15 protein-coding genes are annotated in these 16,744 nt (G+C 66.1%); 10 read left to right on the top strand and 5 right to left on the bottom strand.

Annotated elements, in window-relative coordinates; translation table 11 throughout:
* Window positions 1-7: 7 nt before the first annotated feature.
* Window positions 8-1,099 (bottom strand): acyl-CoA dehydrogenase family protein, encoded by a 1,092-nt coding sequence (locus SAMIE_RS18345; protein ID WP_126516902.1) that lies wholly within the window; start codon window positions 1,097-1,099, stop codon window positions 8-10.
* 247 nt (window positions 1,100-1,346) lie between these two features.
* Here SAMIE_RS18345 and SAMIE_RS18340 point away from each other — a divergent pair, with 247 nt between their 5' ends.
* The 7 genes from SAMIE_RS18340 to SAMIE_RS18310 all read left to right on the top strand — a co-directional run bounded on the left by SAMIE_RS18340 (window position 1,347) and on the right by SAMIE_RS18310 (window position 8,534).
* Window positions 1,347-2,183, top strand: coding sequence for a helix-turn-helix transcriptional regulator (locus SAMIE_RS18340; protein ID WP_083952350.1), 837 nt, complete (start codon window positions 1,347-1,349; stop codon window positions 2,181-2,183).
* Between the two features lie 175 nt (window positions 2,184-2,358).
* Entirely contained in the window at window positions 2,359-2,751 is a 393-nt protein-coding gene (locus tag SAMIE_RS23825) for a Zn-ribbon domain-containing OB-fold protein (protein ID WP_066695830.1), read from the top strand.
* 3 nt (window positions 2,752-2,754) lie between these two features.
* Window positions 2,755-3,900, top strand: a complete 1,146-nt coding sequence (locus tag SAMIE_RS18330) for a thiolase family protein (protein WP_066695828.1) — start codon at window positions 2,755-2,757, stop codon at window positions 3,898-3,900.
* A 1-nt stretch (window position 3,901) separates the two neighbouring features.
* Complete coding sequence (locus tag SAMIE_RS18325; RefSeq protein ID WP_066695826.1) at window positions 3,902-5,110, top strand: acyl-CoA dehydrogenase family protein; 1,209 nt, start codon at window positions 3,902-3,904, stop codon at window positions 5,108-5,110.
* Window positions 5,111-5,134: 24 nt separating this feature from the next.
* Window positions 5,135-6,097: a thiamine pyrophosphate-dependent dehydrogenase E1 component subunit alpha gene (locus SAMIE_RS18320; protein WP_066695823.1), complete on the top strand. Its 963-nt coding sequence runs from the start codon at window positions 5,135-5,137 to the stop codon at window positions 6,095-6,097.
* 17 nt (window positions 6,098-6,114) lie between these two features.
* Complete coding sequence (locus SAMIE_RS18315; RefSeq protein ID WP_066695820.1) at window positions 6,115-7,131, top strand: alpha-ketoacid dehydrogenase subunit beta; 1,017 nt, start codon at window positions 6,115-6,117, stop codon at window positions 7,129-7,131.
* A 5-nt stretch (window positions 7,132-7,136) separates the two neighbouring features.
* Window positions 7,137-8,534 (top strand): 2-oxo acid dehydrogenase subunit E2, encoded by a 1,398-nt coding sequence (locus SAMIE_RS18310; protein ID WP_066695816.1) that lies wholly within the window; start codon window positions 7,137-7,139, stop codon window positions 8,532-8,534.
* Window positions 8,535-8,553: 19 nt separating this feature from the next.
* On the opposite strand, the gene SAMIE_RS18305 is transcribed toward SAMIE_RS18310, so the two are convergent.
* From SAMIE_RS18305 to SAMIE_RS18295, 3 genes are all read right to left on the bottom strand, one after another.
* Complete coding sequence (locus tag SAMIE_RS18305) at window positions 8,554-9,354, bottom strand: SDR family NAD(P)-dependent oxidoreductase (protein ID WP_066695813.1); 801 nt, start codon at window positions 9,352-9,354, stop codon at window positions 8,554-8,556.
* Window positions 9,354-10,118 carry an SDR family NAD(P)-dependent oxidoreductase gene (locus SAMIE_RS18300; RefSeq protein ID WP_066695810.1) on the bottom strand — a complete coding sequence of 255 codons (765 nt, stop codon included), beginning with the start codon at window positions 10,116-10,118 and terminating at the stop codon, window positions 9,354-9,356. The genes SAMIE_RS18305 and SAMIE_RS18300 overlap by 1 nt, the downstream gene beginning before the upstream one ends.
* A gap of 72 nt (window positions 10,119-10,190) precedes the next feature.
* Window positions 10,191-10,895, bottom strand: coding sequence for a TetR/AcrR family transcriptional regulator (locus tag SAMIE_RS18295; RefSeq protein ID WP_066695807.1), 705 nt, complete (start codon window positions 10,893-10,895; stop codon window positions 10,191-10,193).
* A 92-nt stretch (window positions 10,896-10,987) separates the two neighbouring features.
* Here SAMIE_RS18295 and SAMIE_RS18290 point away from each other — a divergent pair, with 92 nt between their 5' ends.
* The gene (locus SAMIE_RS18290; protein ID WP_066695806.1) at window positions 10,988-12,307 is read left to right on the top strand and encodes an aromatic ring-hydroxylating oxygenase subunit alpha; all 1,320 of its coding nucleotides are present in this window, start codon (window positions 10,988-10,990) and stop codon (window positions 12,305-12,307) included.
* 16 nt (window positions 12,308-12,323) lie between these two features.
* On the opposite strand, the gene SAMIE_RS18285 is transcribed toward SAMIE_RS18290, so the two are convergent.
* On the bottom strand, window positions 12,324-13,130 hold the full coding sequence (locus SAMIE_RS18285; RefSeq protein ID WP_066695804.1) for a ThuA domain-containing protein: 807 nt from the start codon (window positions 13,128-13,130) through the stop codon (window positions 12,324-12,326).
* 83 nt (window positions 13,131-13,213) lie between these two features.
* Between SAMIE_RS18285 and SAMIE_RS18280 the strand changes: the two genes are divergently transcribed.
* Complete coding sequence (locus tag SAMIE_RS18280) at window positions 13,214-14,224, top strand: NADP-dependent oxidoreductase (protein WP_066695798.1); 1,011 nt, start codon at window positions 13,214-13,216, stop codon at window positions 14,222-14,224.
* A 169-nt stretch (window positions 14,225-14,393) separates the two neighbouring features.
* Window positions 14,394-16,667 (top strand): TonB-dependent receptor, encoded by a 2,274-nt coding sequence (locus tag SAMIE_RS18275; protein ID WP_066695793.1) that lies wholly within the window; start codon window positions 14,394-14,396, stop codon window positions 16,665-16,667.
* The last annotated feature ends 77 nt before the right edge of the window (window positions 16,668-16,744 follow it).

The following is a 16,744-nucleotide window of genomic DNA, read 5'->3' as shown; positions in this document are numbered from 1 at the left end:
GCGGCGGTCAGGCGGCGCGGCACAGGCGCGCATAGGTGCGCAGATCATGATCGGCATCGCCCAGCAGCCGGGTCAGCAGCAACACGCGCTTGAACGCCTGTCCGACCATCAGTTCCTCGGTCGTGCCGATGCCGCCATGCAGTTGCACCGCATCTTCCGCGATATGGGACGCGGCGGTGCTGACATAGGCTTTCGCGCCGACGATGGCGGCGTGCGCCCCGGCGCCGCCCGCCGGTTGCGCGGCGGCGCGATAAAGCTGGGAGCGGCTGAGTTCGACCATGGCATAATCGTCGGCGAGGCGATGCTGGATCGCCTGAAAGCGGCCGATCGGCTGGCCGAACTGCTGGCGCGTCTTCACATAATCGACGGTCGCTTCGAACATATGGGCCATGAGACCGACAAGCTCCGCCGTGATGGCGAGCCGCGCCAGATCCAGCACAATGTCGAGCGCCGCCGCGCCATCGGGCAGGCGAATGGCCGGCGTATCGGCAAAGCGCAGGTCGCTCGCCACCGATCCGTCGACGAGGCGGTAGTCGTCGCGGTGGATGCCGGGCGCATCCGCGACAACGAAGTAGACAGCCAGATGGCCTTTTTCATCGCGTGCGCTCACCAGCAGCATGTCGGCAAAGGGAGCGCCCAGAACGGCGATCTTTTCGCCCCAGAGGCGACCGCCCGTCGCGCGTGTGTCGAGCGCGCCGGGCAGGTAGCGGCCCGCGCGTTCCATATGGGCAAGGGCGCAGAAACGTTCGCCCGCGGCGATGGCGGGCAGCCATTGCGCCCGCAGCGCATCGTCGCCGCCCCGGTCGATCAGCGCCGCGCCCATCAGGATAACGGCGAGATAGGGTTCGACCGCCACGCCCCGCCCGAGCGATTCGGCAAGCGTGATGAGTTCGACCGCGCCGCCGCCCATGCCGCCCGCATCCTCCGCAAGCGGCAGCGCCAGCAGTCCCGTCTGCGCCAGCATCGCCCAGTTTTCCCGTGCGAACCCTTCCGGCCGCGCAACATAGGCGAGGCGCTTCGCCGGATCGTAACGGTCGGCCACGAAGCGATCGACCAGATCCTTGAGCATGGTCTGCTCGTCATCGAGATCGAAGTTCATGGCGTCGGCGGTCCCCTGCTCCAAACGGCTCTTCGTCCGGACGTCGCACTGCGCGCCGGTTGGCCCGTTAAAGCATCATGACAGCGGTCCGACCGACTGCGCTTTCCGATAGGAAGCGGGCGCGGCGGCCTGTCCCGGACGGTAAAGACCTATGACTTGTCACAGGTTTTTGAACACTTGTCTAAGGATCGTGCGAGGCGTAGCTTCCTTTGTCATGGAGAGAACGGACGACTCATTCGTCGCCTGCATGAACCGCATCGACCAACAGAGCATCAGCCCGGTCGATTTCAGGACAAGCAGGCAGGGCACCATCTGCATCGCGTCGATCGACGATGTGCGGCCCGCGGCGGAGGCATTGCGAGACCTGGCAAGGGAACTCAGCAACTTCCGCGTCGCCGCCTGCGCCAATATCGCTTCGAAATCCGCGATGAACGACGCGGACGGCAATGCGCTGGCATCGACGGTGTTCGGCTGGCCGGGGTCGAAGGACCAGTGGTGGAAGAAGCCGCTGCTGGCGCTCAGTTCCCCCCTTCCCTACGCCTGCCGTTATGAAAGCGAACCTTTCTGGGCCAATGCCCATGGCATCTACACCCGCGCGCCCAATCCGCTGCTGGACCAGATCGACCTGTCGCATTTCGCCGCAGAGGTGAATGCGGCCGCCGCCATCGTCATTCCCGTCCACCTTCCCTTCGGCCAGATCGGTGTCGTCAGCTTTTCCCCCATCGAGGAGGGACGCAGCGACCTGTCGCGCGAGTTCGACCTGTATGCCGATGTGCTGGAATATCAGGCGCGGCGCTTCATCAGCGGCTATTCGCGCGTCGCGAGCCAGCGGCACTGGATTCCGCGCAACTGCCGCCTGTCCAAGCGCGAGGTCGAATGCCTGCGCTGGGCGGCGCTGGGCAAGACCGATGTCGAGATCGCGATGATCCTGGCGCGGAGCTGCGCCACGGTGCGGTTCCACATCCACAATGCGGCGACCAAGCTGGAAGCGGTCAACCGCAGCCAGACCGTCTTCAAGGCGACTCAGCTCGGCTACCTTGGAAGCGTCGCGGTTTCCGCCACGCAGGGCCACAGCCACGCCTGACGGGACGCCTTCCCTGCTCCTCCTCCCTGCCCCGCCGGTTCCCCTCCGGCGGGGTTTCTCTTTTGCTGCGCCGCGCCGGATTTCGGGCGATGCCGCGCCAACCTATCCTTTCTTACAGAAGCCAGCGCGCGCCGCCCTTCCCATAGTCGGGAAGACAGGAAGGAGAGGGTGTTTCGTGGGGCAGACCGTCGACATTGCGGAAGGATTGTTCGTCGATGCGCCGCATCCCGCGCTGATCGGCGGGCGGCACCGCGAGACGGGCGGCATCGTCTTTCCCTGCCCCGCCGGCAGCGCCGATCATGAGCCGGTCGTGCTGCCGCGCCGGGGGACGCTGTGGTCGTGGACCGTGCAGCGCTTCCGCCCCAAGACGCCGCCCTATGCCGGGCCGGAAGAATTTACCCCCTTCGCGCTCGGCTATGTCGAGCTGCCCGGCGCGGTGATCGTCGAAGCGCCCTTCACCGATGTCGCCTTCGACGAACTGCGTATCGGCATGGCGATGGAAACGGTGCTTGTCCCGCTGAACGGCAAGGTCCGCACCTTCGCCTTCGCGCCGGTGCGGGAGGGATAGGCGATGGCGGACGTGTTCATTGTGGGCATCGGCATTCATCCCTTCGGCCGCACCGAGGGGCGGTCGGGACTGCATCAGGGTGCGTTCGCGATCCGGCAGGCGCTGGACGACGCCGGACTGGCGTGGCGCGACATGCAGTTCGGCTTCGGCGGGTCCGACAGTGCGGGCAATGCCGACACGGTGGTGAACGAGATGGGCCTGACCGGCCTTCCCATCATCAACGTCCGCAACGGCTGCGCGACGGGCGGATCGTCGCTGATCGGCGCATGGCAGGCGATCGCGTCGGGGCAATATGATGTCGGCGTCGCCTTCGGCTTCGACAAGCATCCGCGCGGCGCATTCAACGCCATGCCCGCCGAATACAGCCTGCCCGACTGGTATGGCGAAGCAGGCATGATGGTGACGACGCAGTTTTTCGCGATGAAGCTGCAACGCTATATGGCGCAGCACGGCATTTCTCATGCAGCGCTGGGCCGCGTGGCGCAGAAGGCCTTCGACAACGGCGTCCATGCGCCCCATGCATGGCGGCGCAGCCCGGTCGATCTCGACACCATCCTGTCGAGCCAGATGATTTCCGATCCGCTCACCAAATATATGTTCTGCTCGCCCGCCGAAGGAGGCGTGGCGCTGATCCTCGCGAGCGAGAAGAAGGCGCGCGCGATGGGCCGAGCGGCGATCCGCATCAGGGCGGCGGTCACGCGCACGCGCCCGCCCGGATCGTTCGAGGTGTTTTCCCCGAGCCTCTCGGTCGAGCGGGGCGGCGCGCCGACCCTGCTGGCGTCGGCCGCAGCGTTCGAGATGGCGGGAATCGGCCCGGAAGACATCGCTGTTGCGCAGTTGCAGGACACCGAATCGGGCGCGGAGATCATGCACATGGCCGAAAACGGCTTCTGCCGCGACGGCGAGCAGGAGCAGTGGCTGGCCGAAGGGTGGAGCCGGATCGACGGCAGGCTGCCCATCAACACCGACGGCGGCTGCCTTGCCTGCGGAGAGCCTATCGGCGCTTCGGGGCTGCGGCAGGTCTATGAGAATGTCGTGCAGTTGCGCGGCGCGGGCGGGGGACGGCAGGTGCCGGGCGACCCGCGCGTCGGATATACCCATGTCTATGGCGCGCCGGGCATTTCCGGCGTCACCATATTGGAACGATAGGATGGACCTTCATTTCACGCCCGAGGACGAAGCCTTCCGCGAAGAGGTGCGCGCGTTCCTTGACGATCACCTGCCCGGCCATCTGCGCGCGGGAATGGCCGCGACGCCGGGCGTCTTCGTCGAACCCGACATCGGGCAGGAATGGCAGCGCATCCTGCATGCGAAGGGCTGGCTCGCCTATAACTGGCCCGCCGATTGCGGCGGCACCGGATGGTCGCCGGTCCAGCGCTATATCTTCGAGAAGGAATGCGCGCTGGCCGATGCGCCCAGCCTGCCGGTGCTGAGCCTCAAGCTGCTGGGGCCGGTGCTGTGCCGGTTCGGCACGGCGGAACAGAAGGCGCGGCTGCTGCCCCGCATTCTCGACGGCAGCGACTATTGGTGTCAGGGCTTCTCGGAACCGGGGTCGGGATCGGACCTCGCCAGCCTGAAGACGCGGGCGGAACGGCGCGGCGACCATTATGTCGTCAACGGCCGCAAGCTGTGGACCACCCACGCCCATCACGCCAACCGCATCTTCTGCCTCGTCCGCACCGACGCGCAGGCCAAGGCGCAGGCGGGGATCAGTTTCCTGCTGATCGACATGGACCAGCCGGGGGTCGAGGTCCGGCCGATCAGGGGGCTTGCCGGGGACCATGAGGTCAACGAGGTCTTTCTGGACGAGGTGATCGCTCCGGTCGAGGATCTGGTCGGCGAGGAAGGCATGGGATGGACCATCGCCAAATTCCTCCTCGAAAATGAGCGTGGTGGCGCGTGTCATGCGCCCAAGCTGCTGTCCGACATCGCCAAGCTGCGTGCGGCGGCGGCGGGCCAGCCGGACGGGGATGGCGGGACGATGGCGGACGACGTCGCCTACATAAACGACCTGACCCGCATCGAACTGACCGCGCAGGCGCTGGAGATGACGGAACTGCGCGTGCTTGCCGACATGGCGAAGGGGCTGCCGCCCGGACCGCAGACATCCCTGTCGAAGATGGTCGCGTCCACGCTGCGGCAGCAGGTCGATGGCATGGCGGTGCGGCTTTACGGCTATGCGGGGCTGGAACTGGAGCCGCGCCGGCCGCTCTATGGCGATGAGGCGCCCGCGCCGCTGCACGGCAAGGCGGCGCAGATCGCCGCACCGCGCTATCTCAACAGTCTTGCCTGGACGATTTTCGGTGGCACGAATGAAGTCCAGCGCACCATCATCGCCAAGACCGTGCTCGGCCTCTGACGGCCGGGCGGACAGGAGAGAAAGATGCAACTCAGCCGCGACGCGCTCACCCGCGCCTATCGCCAGATGAAGACGATCCGCCTGTTCGAGGATCGGCTGCACGACGAGATCGCTCTGGGCGAGATTGCGGGCTTCACCCACCTCTATGCGGGGCAGGAGGCCTGCGCCGTGGGGGTGTGCGAGCATCTGGGCGCGGACGACTACATCATCTCCACCCATCGCGGCCACGGCCACTGCATCGCCAAGGGATGCGATGTCGGCGCGATGATGAAGGAGATTTACGGGTCGAGCGACGGCCTCTGCAAGGGCAAGGGCGGCTCGATGCACATCGCCGATGTGGGCGTCGGCATGCTCGGCGCGAACGGCATCGTCGGCGCGGGTGCGCCGATCGCGGTGGGCGCAGGCATCACCGCGAAGAGCAGGGGCACCGTTTCCATCTGCTTTTCCGGCGACGGCGCATGCAATCAGGGCACGACCTTCGAAGCGATGAACATGGCGGTGGTGCTGAAGCTGCCGGTGATCTTCGTGTTCGAGAACAACCATTATTCCGAACATACCGGCGAAGCCTATGCCGTGGGGGCGGAAAGCATGACGACCCGCGCGGCGGCGTTCGGCATGAGGGCGGTGAAGGCCAACGGCATCGACTTTTTCGACGTGTATCAGACGATGGGCGAGATCATCGACTGGTGCAAGGCGGGGAACGGACCGGCATCGGTCGAACTCGACTGCGAGCGGTTCTTCGGCCATTTCGAGGGCGACCCGCAGCGTTATCGCGGCGAGGGCGAACTGGACCGCATCCGCGCCGAGCGTGACTGTCTGACGACCTTCCGCCAGAAAGTGACCGAGGCGAAGCTGCTTGAGGGCGCCGACCTCGATGCCGTCGATGCGGAGACCGCGGCGCTCATTGACCGGGCCGTCGCCGACGCGAAGGCCGCGCCCCGCCCGACCGCCGCCGACGTCACGCAAGACGTCTATATCAGCTACTGACGCGAGGGGATCGAACCATGGCAGTCAAGATGATCCGCGACGTCATCCGCGACACGATCGACGAGGAAATGGCGCGCGACGACAGCGTCATCATGCTGGGCGAGGATATTGTCGGCGGCAACGGCTCGGCGGGCGGGCCGGAAGCGATCGGCGGCATATGGGGCACGTCGGGCGGCCTGTGGGCCAAATATGGCGCGGACCGGGTCATCGACACGCCGATCAGCGAAAGCGCCATCATCGGCGCGGCGGCGGGCGCGGCGCTGACCGGCAAGCGCGCCATCGCGGAAATCATGTTCGCCGACTTCATCGGCGTGTGCATGGACCAGATATGGAACCAGGTGGCGAAGTTCCGCTATATGTTCGGCGGCAAGTCGCGATGCCCCATCGTCATCCGCATGCCCTATGGCGGCGGTTACAACGCCGCGCCCCAGCACAGTCAGGCGATTCACCAGTTCGTGACGGCCATGCCGGGCCTGAAGGTCGTGATGCCTTCCACGCCGGCCGACACCAAGGGGCTGCTGACGCAGGCGATCCGCGACGACGATCCGGTGATCTTCCTCGAACATAAATTCCTCTATGCCGTGAAGGGCGAAGTGCCCGATGGCGACTATATGATCCCGTTCGGCCATGCGCGGCAGGTGACGCAGGGCGACGACATCACCATCCTTGCGACCGGCATGATGGTGGGGATGGCCGAACAGGCGGCCAAAGCGCTGGCGCAGGATGGCGTGGGATGCGATCTGCTCGACCTGCGCACCACCAGTCCGCTCGACGAGGAGGCGATCCTCGACAGCGTGGAGCGGACGGGCCGCCTGCTGATCGTCGACGAGGCGCCGCCCCGGTGCGGCCTTGCCACCGACCTGTCCGCGCTGGTCGCGCAGAAGGCGTTCGCGTCGCTCAAGGCGCCCATCGAGATGGTGACGCCGCCGCACAGCCCCGTGCCGTTCGCGCGCGAGCTGGAATCGGCCTATCTGCCGTCGCCCGACCGGATCGCGGCGAGCGCGGCGCGGCTTCTCTCCTACCGGCGGGGCTGAGTATCATGGCCAATCTGCGCGCATTCGCCATGCCCAAATGGGGCATCGAAATGACCGAAGGGGTCGTTGCCGAATGGAAGGTCGGCGAAGGCCAGCCCTTCCGCAAGGGCGACCTGCTGGCGCTCATCGAAACCGCCAAGATCACCAACGAGGTCGAAGCCGAAGCGGACGGGCAGTTCGCGCGGCTGATCGCGAAAGAAGGCGAGACCTATGAGGTGGGCGACCTGATCGCCGTGCTGGCCGGTGCGGACGACGCGCCTGCGGACGGCGAAGTGGACAGCTTCATCGCGTCCTACAAGGGCGGCGAGGGCAAGCCTTCCGTCGCGGCGCGCGAGGATGCGCCTGCGCCTGTGGCCGCGCCCGCCGTCATGGCGGTTCCGGACGACGGCAACATCAGCCCGATGGCCCGTGCCTTCGCGCAGGAGCATGGGATCGACATCACGGGTATCGAGGGATCGGGACCGGGCGGGCGCATCAGCTTTCAGGATGTGCAGCAGGCAAGCCTGCCCCCCGCCCCGCCCCCCGGCGGCGGGCCGGTGGACATCGCGCCTGTGGGCGAGGCGCTGGCCGATGTCTTCGCCAGCCCGCTCGCCCGGCGGCTGGCGGTGCAGCATGGCGTCGATCTTTCCGGCATGGCGGGCACGGGACCGAAGGGCCGCATCTGCAAGGCGGACGTGCTGGCGCGGGTAAAGCGGGACGAGCCGTCCGCCGCCGCGCCTTCCGGCGGCGTGGAGGTCATCCGCATGTCGCCGATGCGCAAGGCCATCGCGCAGGCGCTGTCCCACAGCAAATCGACCATTCCGCATTTCTATCTGCGTTCGAAGGTGCGGATCGACGCGATCCTCGGGCTGCGCGCGCAGGCGAAGGCGGCGACGGGCGAAGCGCCCAGCATCAACGATTATATCGTCCGCGCCTGCGCACTGGCGCTGGTGCGGCATCCCGATGTCAACGTGCAGGTGCATGGCGACGCGATCCACCGCTTCGCGAGCGCGGACGTCTCCGTCGCGGTCGCCACCGACAAGGGGCTTATCACTCCCATCGTCAGGGGTGCTGACGCCCTGTCGGTCGCCGCCATCTCCCGCGCCGTCAGGGCGCTGGCGGACAAGGCCCGCGCGGGCCGGTTGCAGCCGGACGAGTTTCAGGGCGGCAGCTTTTCGATCAGCAACCTTGGCATGTATGGCATCGACCAGTTCGACGCGATCATCAACCCGCCGCAGGGCGCGATCCTGGCCGTGGGTGCGGCGGTGCGCACGCCCGTCGAAATCGGCAATGCGCTGGCCTTCGCTACGGTCGCCCACCTGTCGCTGTCATGCGATCATCGCGCCATCGACGGGGCGGTCGGGGCGGACTTCATGCGGACTCTGAAAGGGCTGATCGAGGAGCCGGCGTTGCTGGCGGGATGACGGGGCTGGCGGCGCGCCGTCAGCCCTGCCGCGCCATGGCGGCGGCGACCGAGGATTCGATGTCCGCCTTCGACGGGTTGCCGCGCAGGGTGAGGCCGCCGTTCACCTGAAGATTCTCGCCGGTCATGAAGCATTCGTCGCTCGCCAGCCAGACGCAGGCGGCGGCGACATCGGCGGTGGTGCCGTAGCGGCCGAGCGGGTAGCCCTTCACAAAGGCGTCGAAGACGCCGGGCACCGCGCCCGCCTCCGCCGTCATCGGCGTATCGGTGAGGCCGGGCGACACGCTGTTCACGCGAATGCCCCGGTCGCCGAACTGGTTGGCGACGCTGCGCACCAGATGGTCGGTGCCTGCCTTCGTCGCCATATAGGCGTCATGATCGTGGAACATGATGGTCGCGGTCGCCGAGCTGATCTGGATGATCGAGCCGCCGCCCTGCCCGCTCATCACCGGGATCAGCGCCTGAAGGAAATGGAACGGCCCGCGCAGTTGCAGCGCGATCATCGCGTCCAGTTCCTCTGGCGTGGTTTCGAGAAAGGGTTTGAGCAGACCCCAGCCGGTCGCGTTGAGGGCGATGTCGATGCCGCCGAGCCGTTGCGCCGTTTCGGCCACCATCGCGTCGATGGACGGCTTTTCGGTGAAGTCGCAGGTCACGGCGATCCCGCCTTCCTGCGCGACGAAGGCGTCGAGCGCGTCGCGCCTGCGCCCCGCAACGGCGACCTGCGCGCCTTCGCGCATGAAGCGGCGGGCGATGGCCTGCCCCATATTGCCCCTGCCCGCCGCGCCCACGATCAGCGCCCGCTTGCCCTCCAGCCTTCCCATCAGACGAACTCCTCCGCGCGCGGCGTCCGGCGCAGCGACTGGCCCGCCGTGATGTCGATCACCTGCCCGGTGATAAAGGCCTCGTCGCTCGCCAGCCAGAGGGCGGCGTTGGCAACATCCTCCACCGTCGGGAAGCGGCCGAGCGGCATTTCCCTGAGGAAGGCGCGCCGGACAGCGTCCATCGCAAAATAATCTTCCGTCATGGCGCTGCGCGTGAAGCCCGGCGCGATGCTGTTCACCCGGATGCCCCGTTCGCCCAGTTCATTGGCGGCGACGCGCATCAATATGTCCGCGCCGCCCTTCGACGCTGCATAGGCGGCAAGGCCCGGCGCCTGCACCAGAGCGGTGAGCGACGATGTGGTGACGATGGAGCCGCCCTGCGTCATCGCCAGCGCCATCTGCTTGATGAACAGGCCGGTGCCGACGAAATGAACCTCCGACGCCTGCCGAAGCGTCTGCGCGCTGGTTTCGAGGATGGAACCGCTCGACTCGACGCCTGCATAGTTGATCGCGATGTCGAGGCGGCCGAAACTGTCGAGCGCGGCCTGCGCCAGCGCGGCGAGATCCTCCTCGCGCGCGATGTCGCAGGCGTGCGCCTCCGCCCCCAGACCGGCGGCGACCGCCTCCACCGCCTCGCGCCGGCGGGCGGCCAGCACCAGCCTCGCGCCCTCGGCGGCGAAGCGCCGCGCGGTGGCCGCGCCCATGCTCTGCGGATTGGACGCGCCCACTATCACCGCAACCTTGCCGTCGAGCCTGCCGCCCATGCGCCTCTCCCTTATCGTAGCGATACAGGATAGGCCGCGCCGCCGCCGCGCAAACCTCGGCTTTCTGTCAGGTCAGTCGCGCGCGCCCAGCCCGGCGAAGCCCGCGGCGAAGAAGGGCACCATACGGTCCACCATGGCGTCGAGATCGGAGGATTGCAGCGCGCCGCCCGACTGCCGGTCGAGCATTCCGCTTTCGACGAGGATGTGCGTGGTCGCCGCCTGGAAGAAGAAGAAGCCCCACTGGATGTCGAGGCGGGGCATTTCCGGCTGGACGGCGCACAGGGCGTCGACGAAATCGTGGATCACATGGTCGTAATGGGTGCGGAAGGGGGAGACATATTCCTCCTCCTGCGGATGGTTGGCGACGAAGGCGAGCAGGCGGACATAGTTCTTCCAGCCCGGCCCGCCCCGCATCGTCCGGTCGACGATGGTCGCGATCAGCGCACGCAGGATCGCCTCGCGCCGTTCGCGCCGCGTGCCCCCCTGCCCGCGCGCCTGCGCCAGCGCCGCCTCGATGCGGGCGGCATGGTCCGCGGCGCGGCGCTCGATGACGGCGCCGAACAGGCTTTCCTTCGATCCGAAATGATAGTGGGTAAGCGCCAGTTGCACCCCGGCTTCCGCCGCGATCTCCCGCAGCGATACGCCGTAAAAGCCGCGCCACGAAAAGAGCATTTCCGCCGCGTCGAGGATGCGCGCGCCGGTTTCGGGCGCGCGGCGGCGATCCACCTTCGGGCGCTTTCCGGTTGTCCCTGTCATTTCCGATAGGTTGGTTTCCATGAGGCCATCCTGTGTGGCGGAGTTGTTGACTCGCCGCAAGGCGATGCTAGGTTTTGGTCGATCGTTCAAGTAATATATGCCGGGAGAGGGCCATGACGGTAGAGACTCTGATGGGTCGGCAGATGGCGGAATACGACCCGCCGGTGCGCGGCGACCCGATCACGGGCGAACGCTATTATTCGCAGCGCTGGGCCGATGCGGAATGGGCGCATGTGTGGACGAAGGTCTGGCATGTCGGCGGTATGGCGGCAGACCTGCTGGACGCGGGCGATTTCCTGACTCACAATCTGGGCCGGGAATCGGTGGTGATGGTGAAGCAGGAGGACGGATCGGTCCGCGCCTTCTACAATGCGTGCCTGCATCGCGGCTATCGCCTTGCCTGGACCGAGATCGGCGGCGCGCCGCAACTGGTGTGCGGCTATCATGGCTGGCGCTACGATCCCGACGGGACGCTCGCCCATGTGCAGGACCCGGACGATTTCCCCGGCGGCAATCCGTGCGGCAAGCACCGGCTGACCGAAATCCGCTGCGAACAGTGGGGCGGGTTCGTGTGGTTCACCATGGACGCCGACGCCGCGTCCCTGCGTGACTGGCTGGGGCCGCAGGTGCACGATCATCTGGCGCAATGGGGCATGGAAAAGATGACCCGCGTCTATGCGGTGACGTCGGACGTGCCGTGCAACTGGAAGATCGTGCGCGACAATTTCAACGAAAGCTATCACCTGCCGACGCTGCACCCGGAAATCGCGACGGTCATCAACGACCGGGTGGAGGATTGCGAGTTCCGCATCTATGCCGACACGGGCCACAATATGATGCGGATGCCGGGGCTTCAGCCTTCGGCGCGCTATCCCACCCATCAGGTGCTGGACCTGCCGCTGGCGCAGGCGCTGGAATATTGGGAGCTGGACCCCAAGGCCTATGAGGGCAACGCCATGGCCGCGCGCGAAGCCATCGCGCAGCAGAAACGCAGGCTGGGCGCGGCGAAGGGCTATGCCCATTATGAGGCGATGGGCGACACGGAGATCGTGGACTATTTCCACTTCACGCTGTGGCCCAACATCACCTTCACCATGTGGCCGGACGGGGTGCAGTTGCTGCGCTCCGAACCGCATCCGACTGATCCCGAACGCTGCATCTTCGACCACTGGTTCATGGCGCATGCCATCGGCGACACCGGCGTCGTGATCGGTCCCAATGGCCCCACCCCGCTGGAGCCGGTGGACCGGGAACGGATCGTTTTCGGCGAAAAGACGCTGGGCGTGGTGGCGGATCAGGATCTTTCGGTGGCGACCGGCCAGCAGCTCGGGCTTCATTCGAAGGGCTTTCGTGGCGGCATCCTCGCCAATCAGGAGAAGCGGGTGCAGTTTTTCCATGAGAAGCTGAACGACGTGTGCGGCATCCACGACTAAGGGCGCAGGCAGGACGTCACGGCGTCCTGCCCGCCACCCAGAAGAGCGCGTTGCGGATGAGGCGGCGGTAGTCGGGCCGATCGTAAGCGGCAGGACCGTCGCCCGGTTGCAGATAGACGAGCCGCGAACCCAGCGCCTGTTTCGCCCAGCCGATGAGGTCGCTGCCCGGCGGATGATCCCATCCATCGTTGCAGTGCATCCGCCCGGCGAGCGCATGCTGCGGGCTGAAAAAACGGTCCGCGGAAAAAGGCGCGGAGGCGCGCAGCAACGGGGTCACATCCTCCTCGAAAATCTGCGCGAGGTAGAGTTCATCGCACATCGGGAAGGTCGCCGGAATCCCGGCCATCACCGGATGATCGGGCGCGACGTTGCGCGCTTCATAGGCGATTTCGTGGGCATAGCCGCTGTCGGGCCGCGCCGCGCCGCGCACAAGGGCGGGCCTGTAGAGGAAACGCCCGCCCAGCCATTCGCCATAATCGTCCCAGTCGGGCCAGCCCGCGAGCGCATGGTGAAGCGCGACCACGCCCGTTCCCTGTTCCAGCAGCGCGCGCAGTCCCGCCTTCAACTCGGGCGAGGGCGCGACGATGCCGGGGCGTTCGGCGGGATGCTCGAAATCGAGGCCCGGCATGTCATAAAGCAGCAGGGCGTCGAAGCCGCGCATTCCTTCCGGATTCATCAGGCGCGCGGCGGCGGGCTGATCCACCATCGTCGCGCTTACGCCCTCCATCGCCTGAAAGATGGCGTCGAACGCGCTGCGGTCGAACGGATGGCCGCGCACCGACACGAGGATATTGAGATCGGCGTGATGATGGATGATCGGCATGGGACGCTCTTTCCTCTCCTTTTCGCCAGTGTGCGGGCGGGGCGTTTCGCGGCCAACTGCGATGAATGACAGGAGAGAACGCCATGACGGTCAATCGACGCTTCACGCTGGTCGCCCGGCCACAGGGGCTGCCCAGGGACAGCGACTTCGCGATGACGCAGGAACCCCTGCCCGCGCTGGCGGAAGGCGAGTTCCTGATCCGCAACTATTATGCGTCGATCGACCCCGCCATTCGCGGCTGGCTGGAGCCTGCGGGCAATTACATGCCGCCGGTGCCGCTGGGCGACGCGGTGCGCGCGTCCACCATCGGCGTGGTCGAACAGAGCCGCCATCCGCACTTTGCCGCCGGGCAATGGGTGATGGGCCTCAACAAGATCGAACATTTTTCGGTCGGGCGTGGCGACGGCTTCACCCAGCCCATCGACGTGAGCGCAGTCCCGTCTCCCACCGCCTATCTTTCGGTGGCGGGCGCGGTCGGGCTGACGGCGTGGTTTGGGGTCGAGGATGTGATGCAGCCCGCAGCCGGACAGACACTGCTGGTGAGCGGGGCTGCGGGCGCGGTGGGATCGCTGGTGGGGCAACTGGCGAAGCGGCGGGGCGCGCATGTGGTCGGCATCGCGGGCGGAGCGGAGAAATGCGCGCGCCTGATCCACCGATACGGTTTCGACGCGGCGATCGACTATCGCGGCAAGGACGTGACGGCGCTGTCGGCGGAGATCGGGGCCGCCTGCCCCGAAGGTGTCGACTTCGTCTACGAAAATGTGGGCGGTGCCTGTCTTGACGCGGCGCTGCTCAATCTGGCGCAGGGGGCGCTGGTGGTGATCTGCGGCCTGATTTCGGAATATAACGGACCGCCGCAGGGCGCGCGCAACATCTGGCAGTTGCTGGTCAAAACCGCGACGATGCGCGGCTACCTCATCAGTCAATATCTGGACCGCTTTCCTGAAGGCGTGGCGGCGATGGCGCGGCTCGCAGGCGAAGGCGCGGTCGTCTATGACGAGCATGTCGAGGACGGGATCGACAACGCCCTGCCGGCGATGCTGCGCCTGTTCGACGGCAGCAATCAGGGCAAGATGATCCTGAAGCTGGCCTGACCGCCGCCAGAACGGGCGGATCGCAAATTGTTGCGTTCCCGACACATGTTTCGCGCGACCGCGCCGACCTGTGCAAAATCACAGCTAACCAAATGCACGAAATAGACGAAGGTAGCCGCGATCACAGGACGCCCAACCGAGCGCGTCCGGCCTTTTTGGGGAGAGTGCCATGAACAGGAAATTCGCGTTCGCATCCACCATCTTGTCGAGCGGGATCGCGCTCATCGCATCCATGCCCGCCTTGGCGCAGGACGCCGCGCCCCAGGCCGCAGCCGAACAGCCGGTGAGCGCCGGTGAGATCATCGTCACCGCCCGCCGCCGCGAGGAGCGGCTTCAGGACACGCCGGTCGCGGTCACGGCGGTCAACGCCGCGATGCTGGAAAACAAGGCGGCGGTGAATATCGGCGACCTGACCGGCTCCGCGCCGAACCTGCTCATCACCAACCAGAATTCGGGCGCGGCCGCCGCCAACCTCGCGATCCGCGGCCTGACCTATGCGGACGTCGAGAAATCGGCCGAACCCACGGTCGGCGTCGTCGTCGATGGCGTATTCATCGGCACCAGCACCGGCCAGTTTTTCGACTTTTTCGACATCGAGCAGATCGAAGTGCTGCGCGGCCCGCAGGGGACGCTGTTCGGGCGTAACACCATCGGCGGCGTCATCAACATACGGCGCAGCAAGCCGACCGGCGAGTTCGGCGGCAAGGTCGAGGTTTCCTACGGCAAGTTCAACACGCTCGCGACCCGCGCGGTCGTAAACGCGCCGCTGTCGAGCGACGGGAGCGTGGGCATCAAGGGCTTCTATTTCCACAACGAAAGCGACGGCTGGTATCGTCAGGCGCAGGACGGCAGCCGACGCGGCTTTTCCAACAACGAGAATTTCGGCGGCGCGCTTCGCGTGGCGCCGGTCGGCAGCGGCTTCGAGGGCATATTGACGGTCGAGAAGCAGGTGCAGAAATATGACCCGGTCGTGTCCAACCTGACGCGCACGGGCGAGGTGTTCTGCGGCCTGATCCCCGCCGAGCAGTGCAACCGCAACAATACGACCGATCTCTATACCGTGTTCGGTCAGGCCAATGTCGGCCACTACAGCGCGCCATCGGCTACGCTGGAAATGAACTATGATGCGGGCGACGTGACGCTGACGTCCATCACCGGCTGGCGCAAGTCGAAGGAAAACCAGACGCAGGATTTCGACGGATCGTCGGTCGATCTCTATTATGTCCGCCGCTTGCAGAATTATGAGCAGTGGAGCCAGGAGTTCCGTGCCGCGGGCAAGATCGGCAGCAGCCTCGACTATGTCGTCGGCCTCTATTATTTCAAATCGGACTATTATCTGGCGCAATATAGCCGCGTTTTTGCCTTCGCGCCGACCGTCGATCCGCTGGTTTACGACACCAATCCGCAGCAGGTGAACGGGAGCACACGGTCGATCGCCGCGTTCGGCGATTTCAACTGGGCCTTCGCCGACCGGTGGCGCCTGTCCTTCGGCGGACGCTTCACCCGCGACAAGAAGGCGCTGGACAACAGTTTCGGCGGCAATCTGATCGGCGCCGGGCAGGACACGTTCAAGAAGTTCACGCCCAAGGTCGGCGTCGATTTCCGCCCCAACAATCAGACGATGATCTACGCAAGCTGGTCGCAGGGCTTCCGGTCGGGCGGCTTCTCCCCCCGCGCCGGCACGGCGGCGAGCGCAAGCCAGTCCTATCGCCCCGAGGTCGTCGACAGCTTCGAGGTGGGCAGCAAGCTGGAACTGTTCGACCGCAAGCTGCAGTTCAACGTCGCGGCTTTCTATTCCAAATACAAGAATCTCCAGCAGAACAACACGCTCAACTGCCCGAGCTGCGCCACGGGTAACGAGACGATCACGTCCAATGTCGGTTCGGCCAAGATCAGGGGTCTGGAGTTCGATTTCACTGCGCGACCGAGTTCGCAGCTCACCATCACCGGCTCGATGGGTCTGCTCGATTCCAAGTTCAAGGGCTTCATCGTCGGCGGCATCTCGCCGGTGACGGGCGCGGTCGTGCCTTATGATTATTCGAAGAACGACCTCATCTACAATCCGAAGATGACCGCTTCGCTGGCGGCGGACTATACCGTGCCGACCAGCTTCGGCGAAGTGATCGCGAACCTCACCTATCGCTATATCGGCCGTTACGACCAGCAGATCTCGCTGGGACCGATCAGCGGCGATCTGGTCAACGGGCCGATCATCGTCAACGGCAACGACCCGCGCGTGCGCACCGACAAGCAGGGGCTGGTCGACGCCAGCCTGTCGACCAACTTCACGCTGGCCGGAGCGGACGCCAAGCTGACCCTGTTCGGCCGCAACCTGGCCAACGACCGGGGGCCGACGCACGGCTTCACCGTGGGCGGCCTCTGGTCCTTCGGCACCGCCCGCGAGCCGCGCACCTATGGCGCGACGCTGGGGGTCAAGTTCTGACCGCTCCCGCCCTTTCGGAGCGGAACCACCTGCGGCCGGGGCATGTCATGTCCCGGCCTTTTTGTGCCCCATCGGAG

This window comes from Sphingobium amiense (assembly GCF_003967075.1).
GTDB classification, from domain to species: Bacteria; Pseudomonadota; Alphaproteobacteria; order Sphingomonadales; family Sphingomonadaceae; genus Sphingobium; species Sphingobium amiense.
This window is presented reverse-complemented; position numbering and strand designations above follow the sequence as displayed.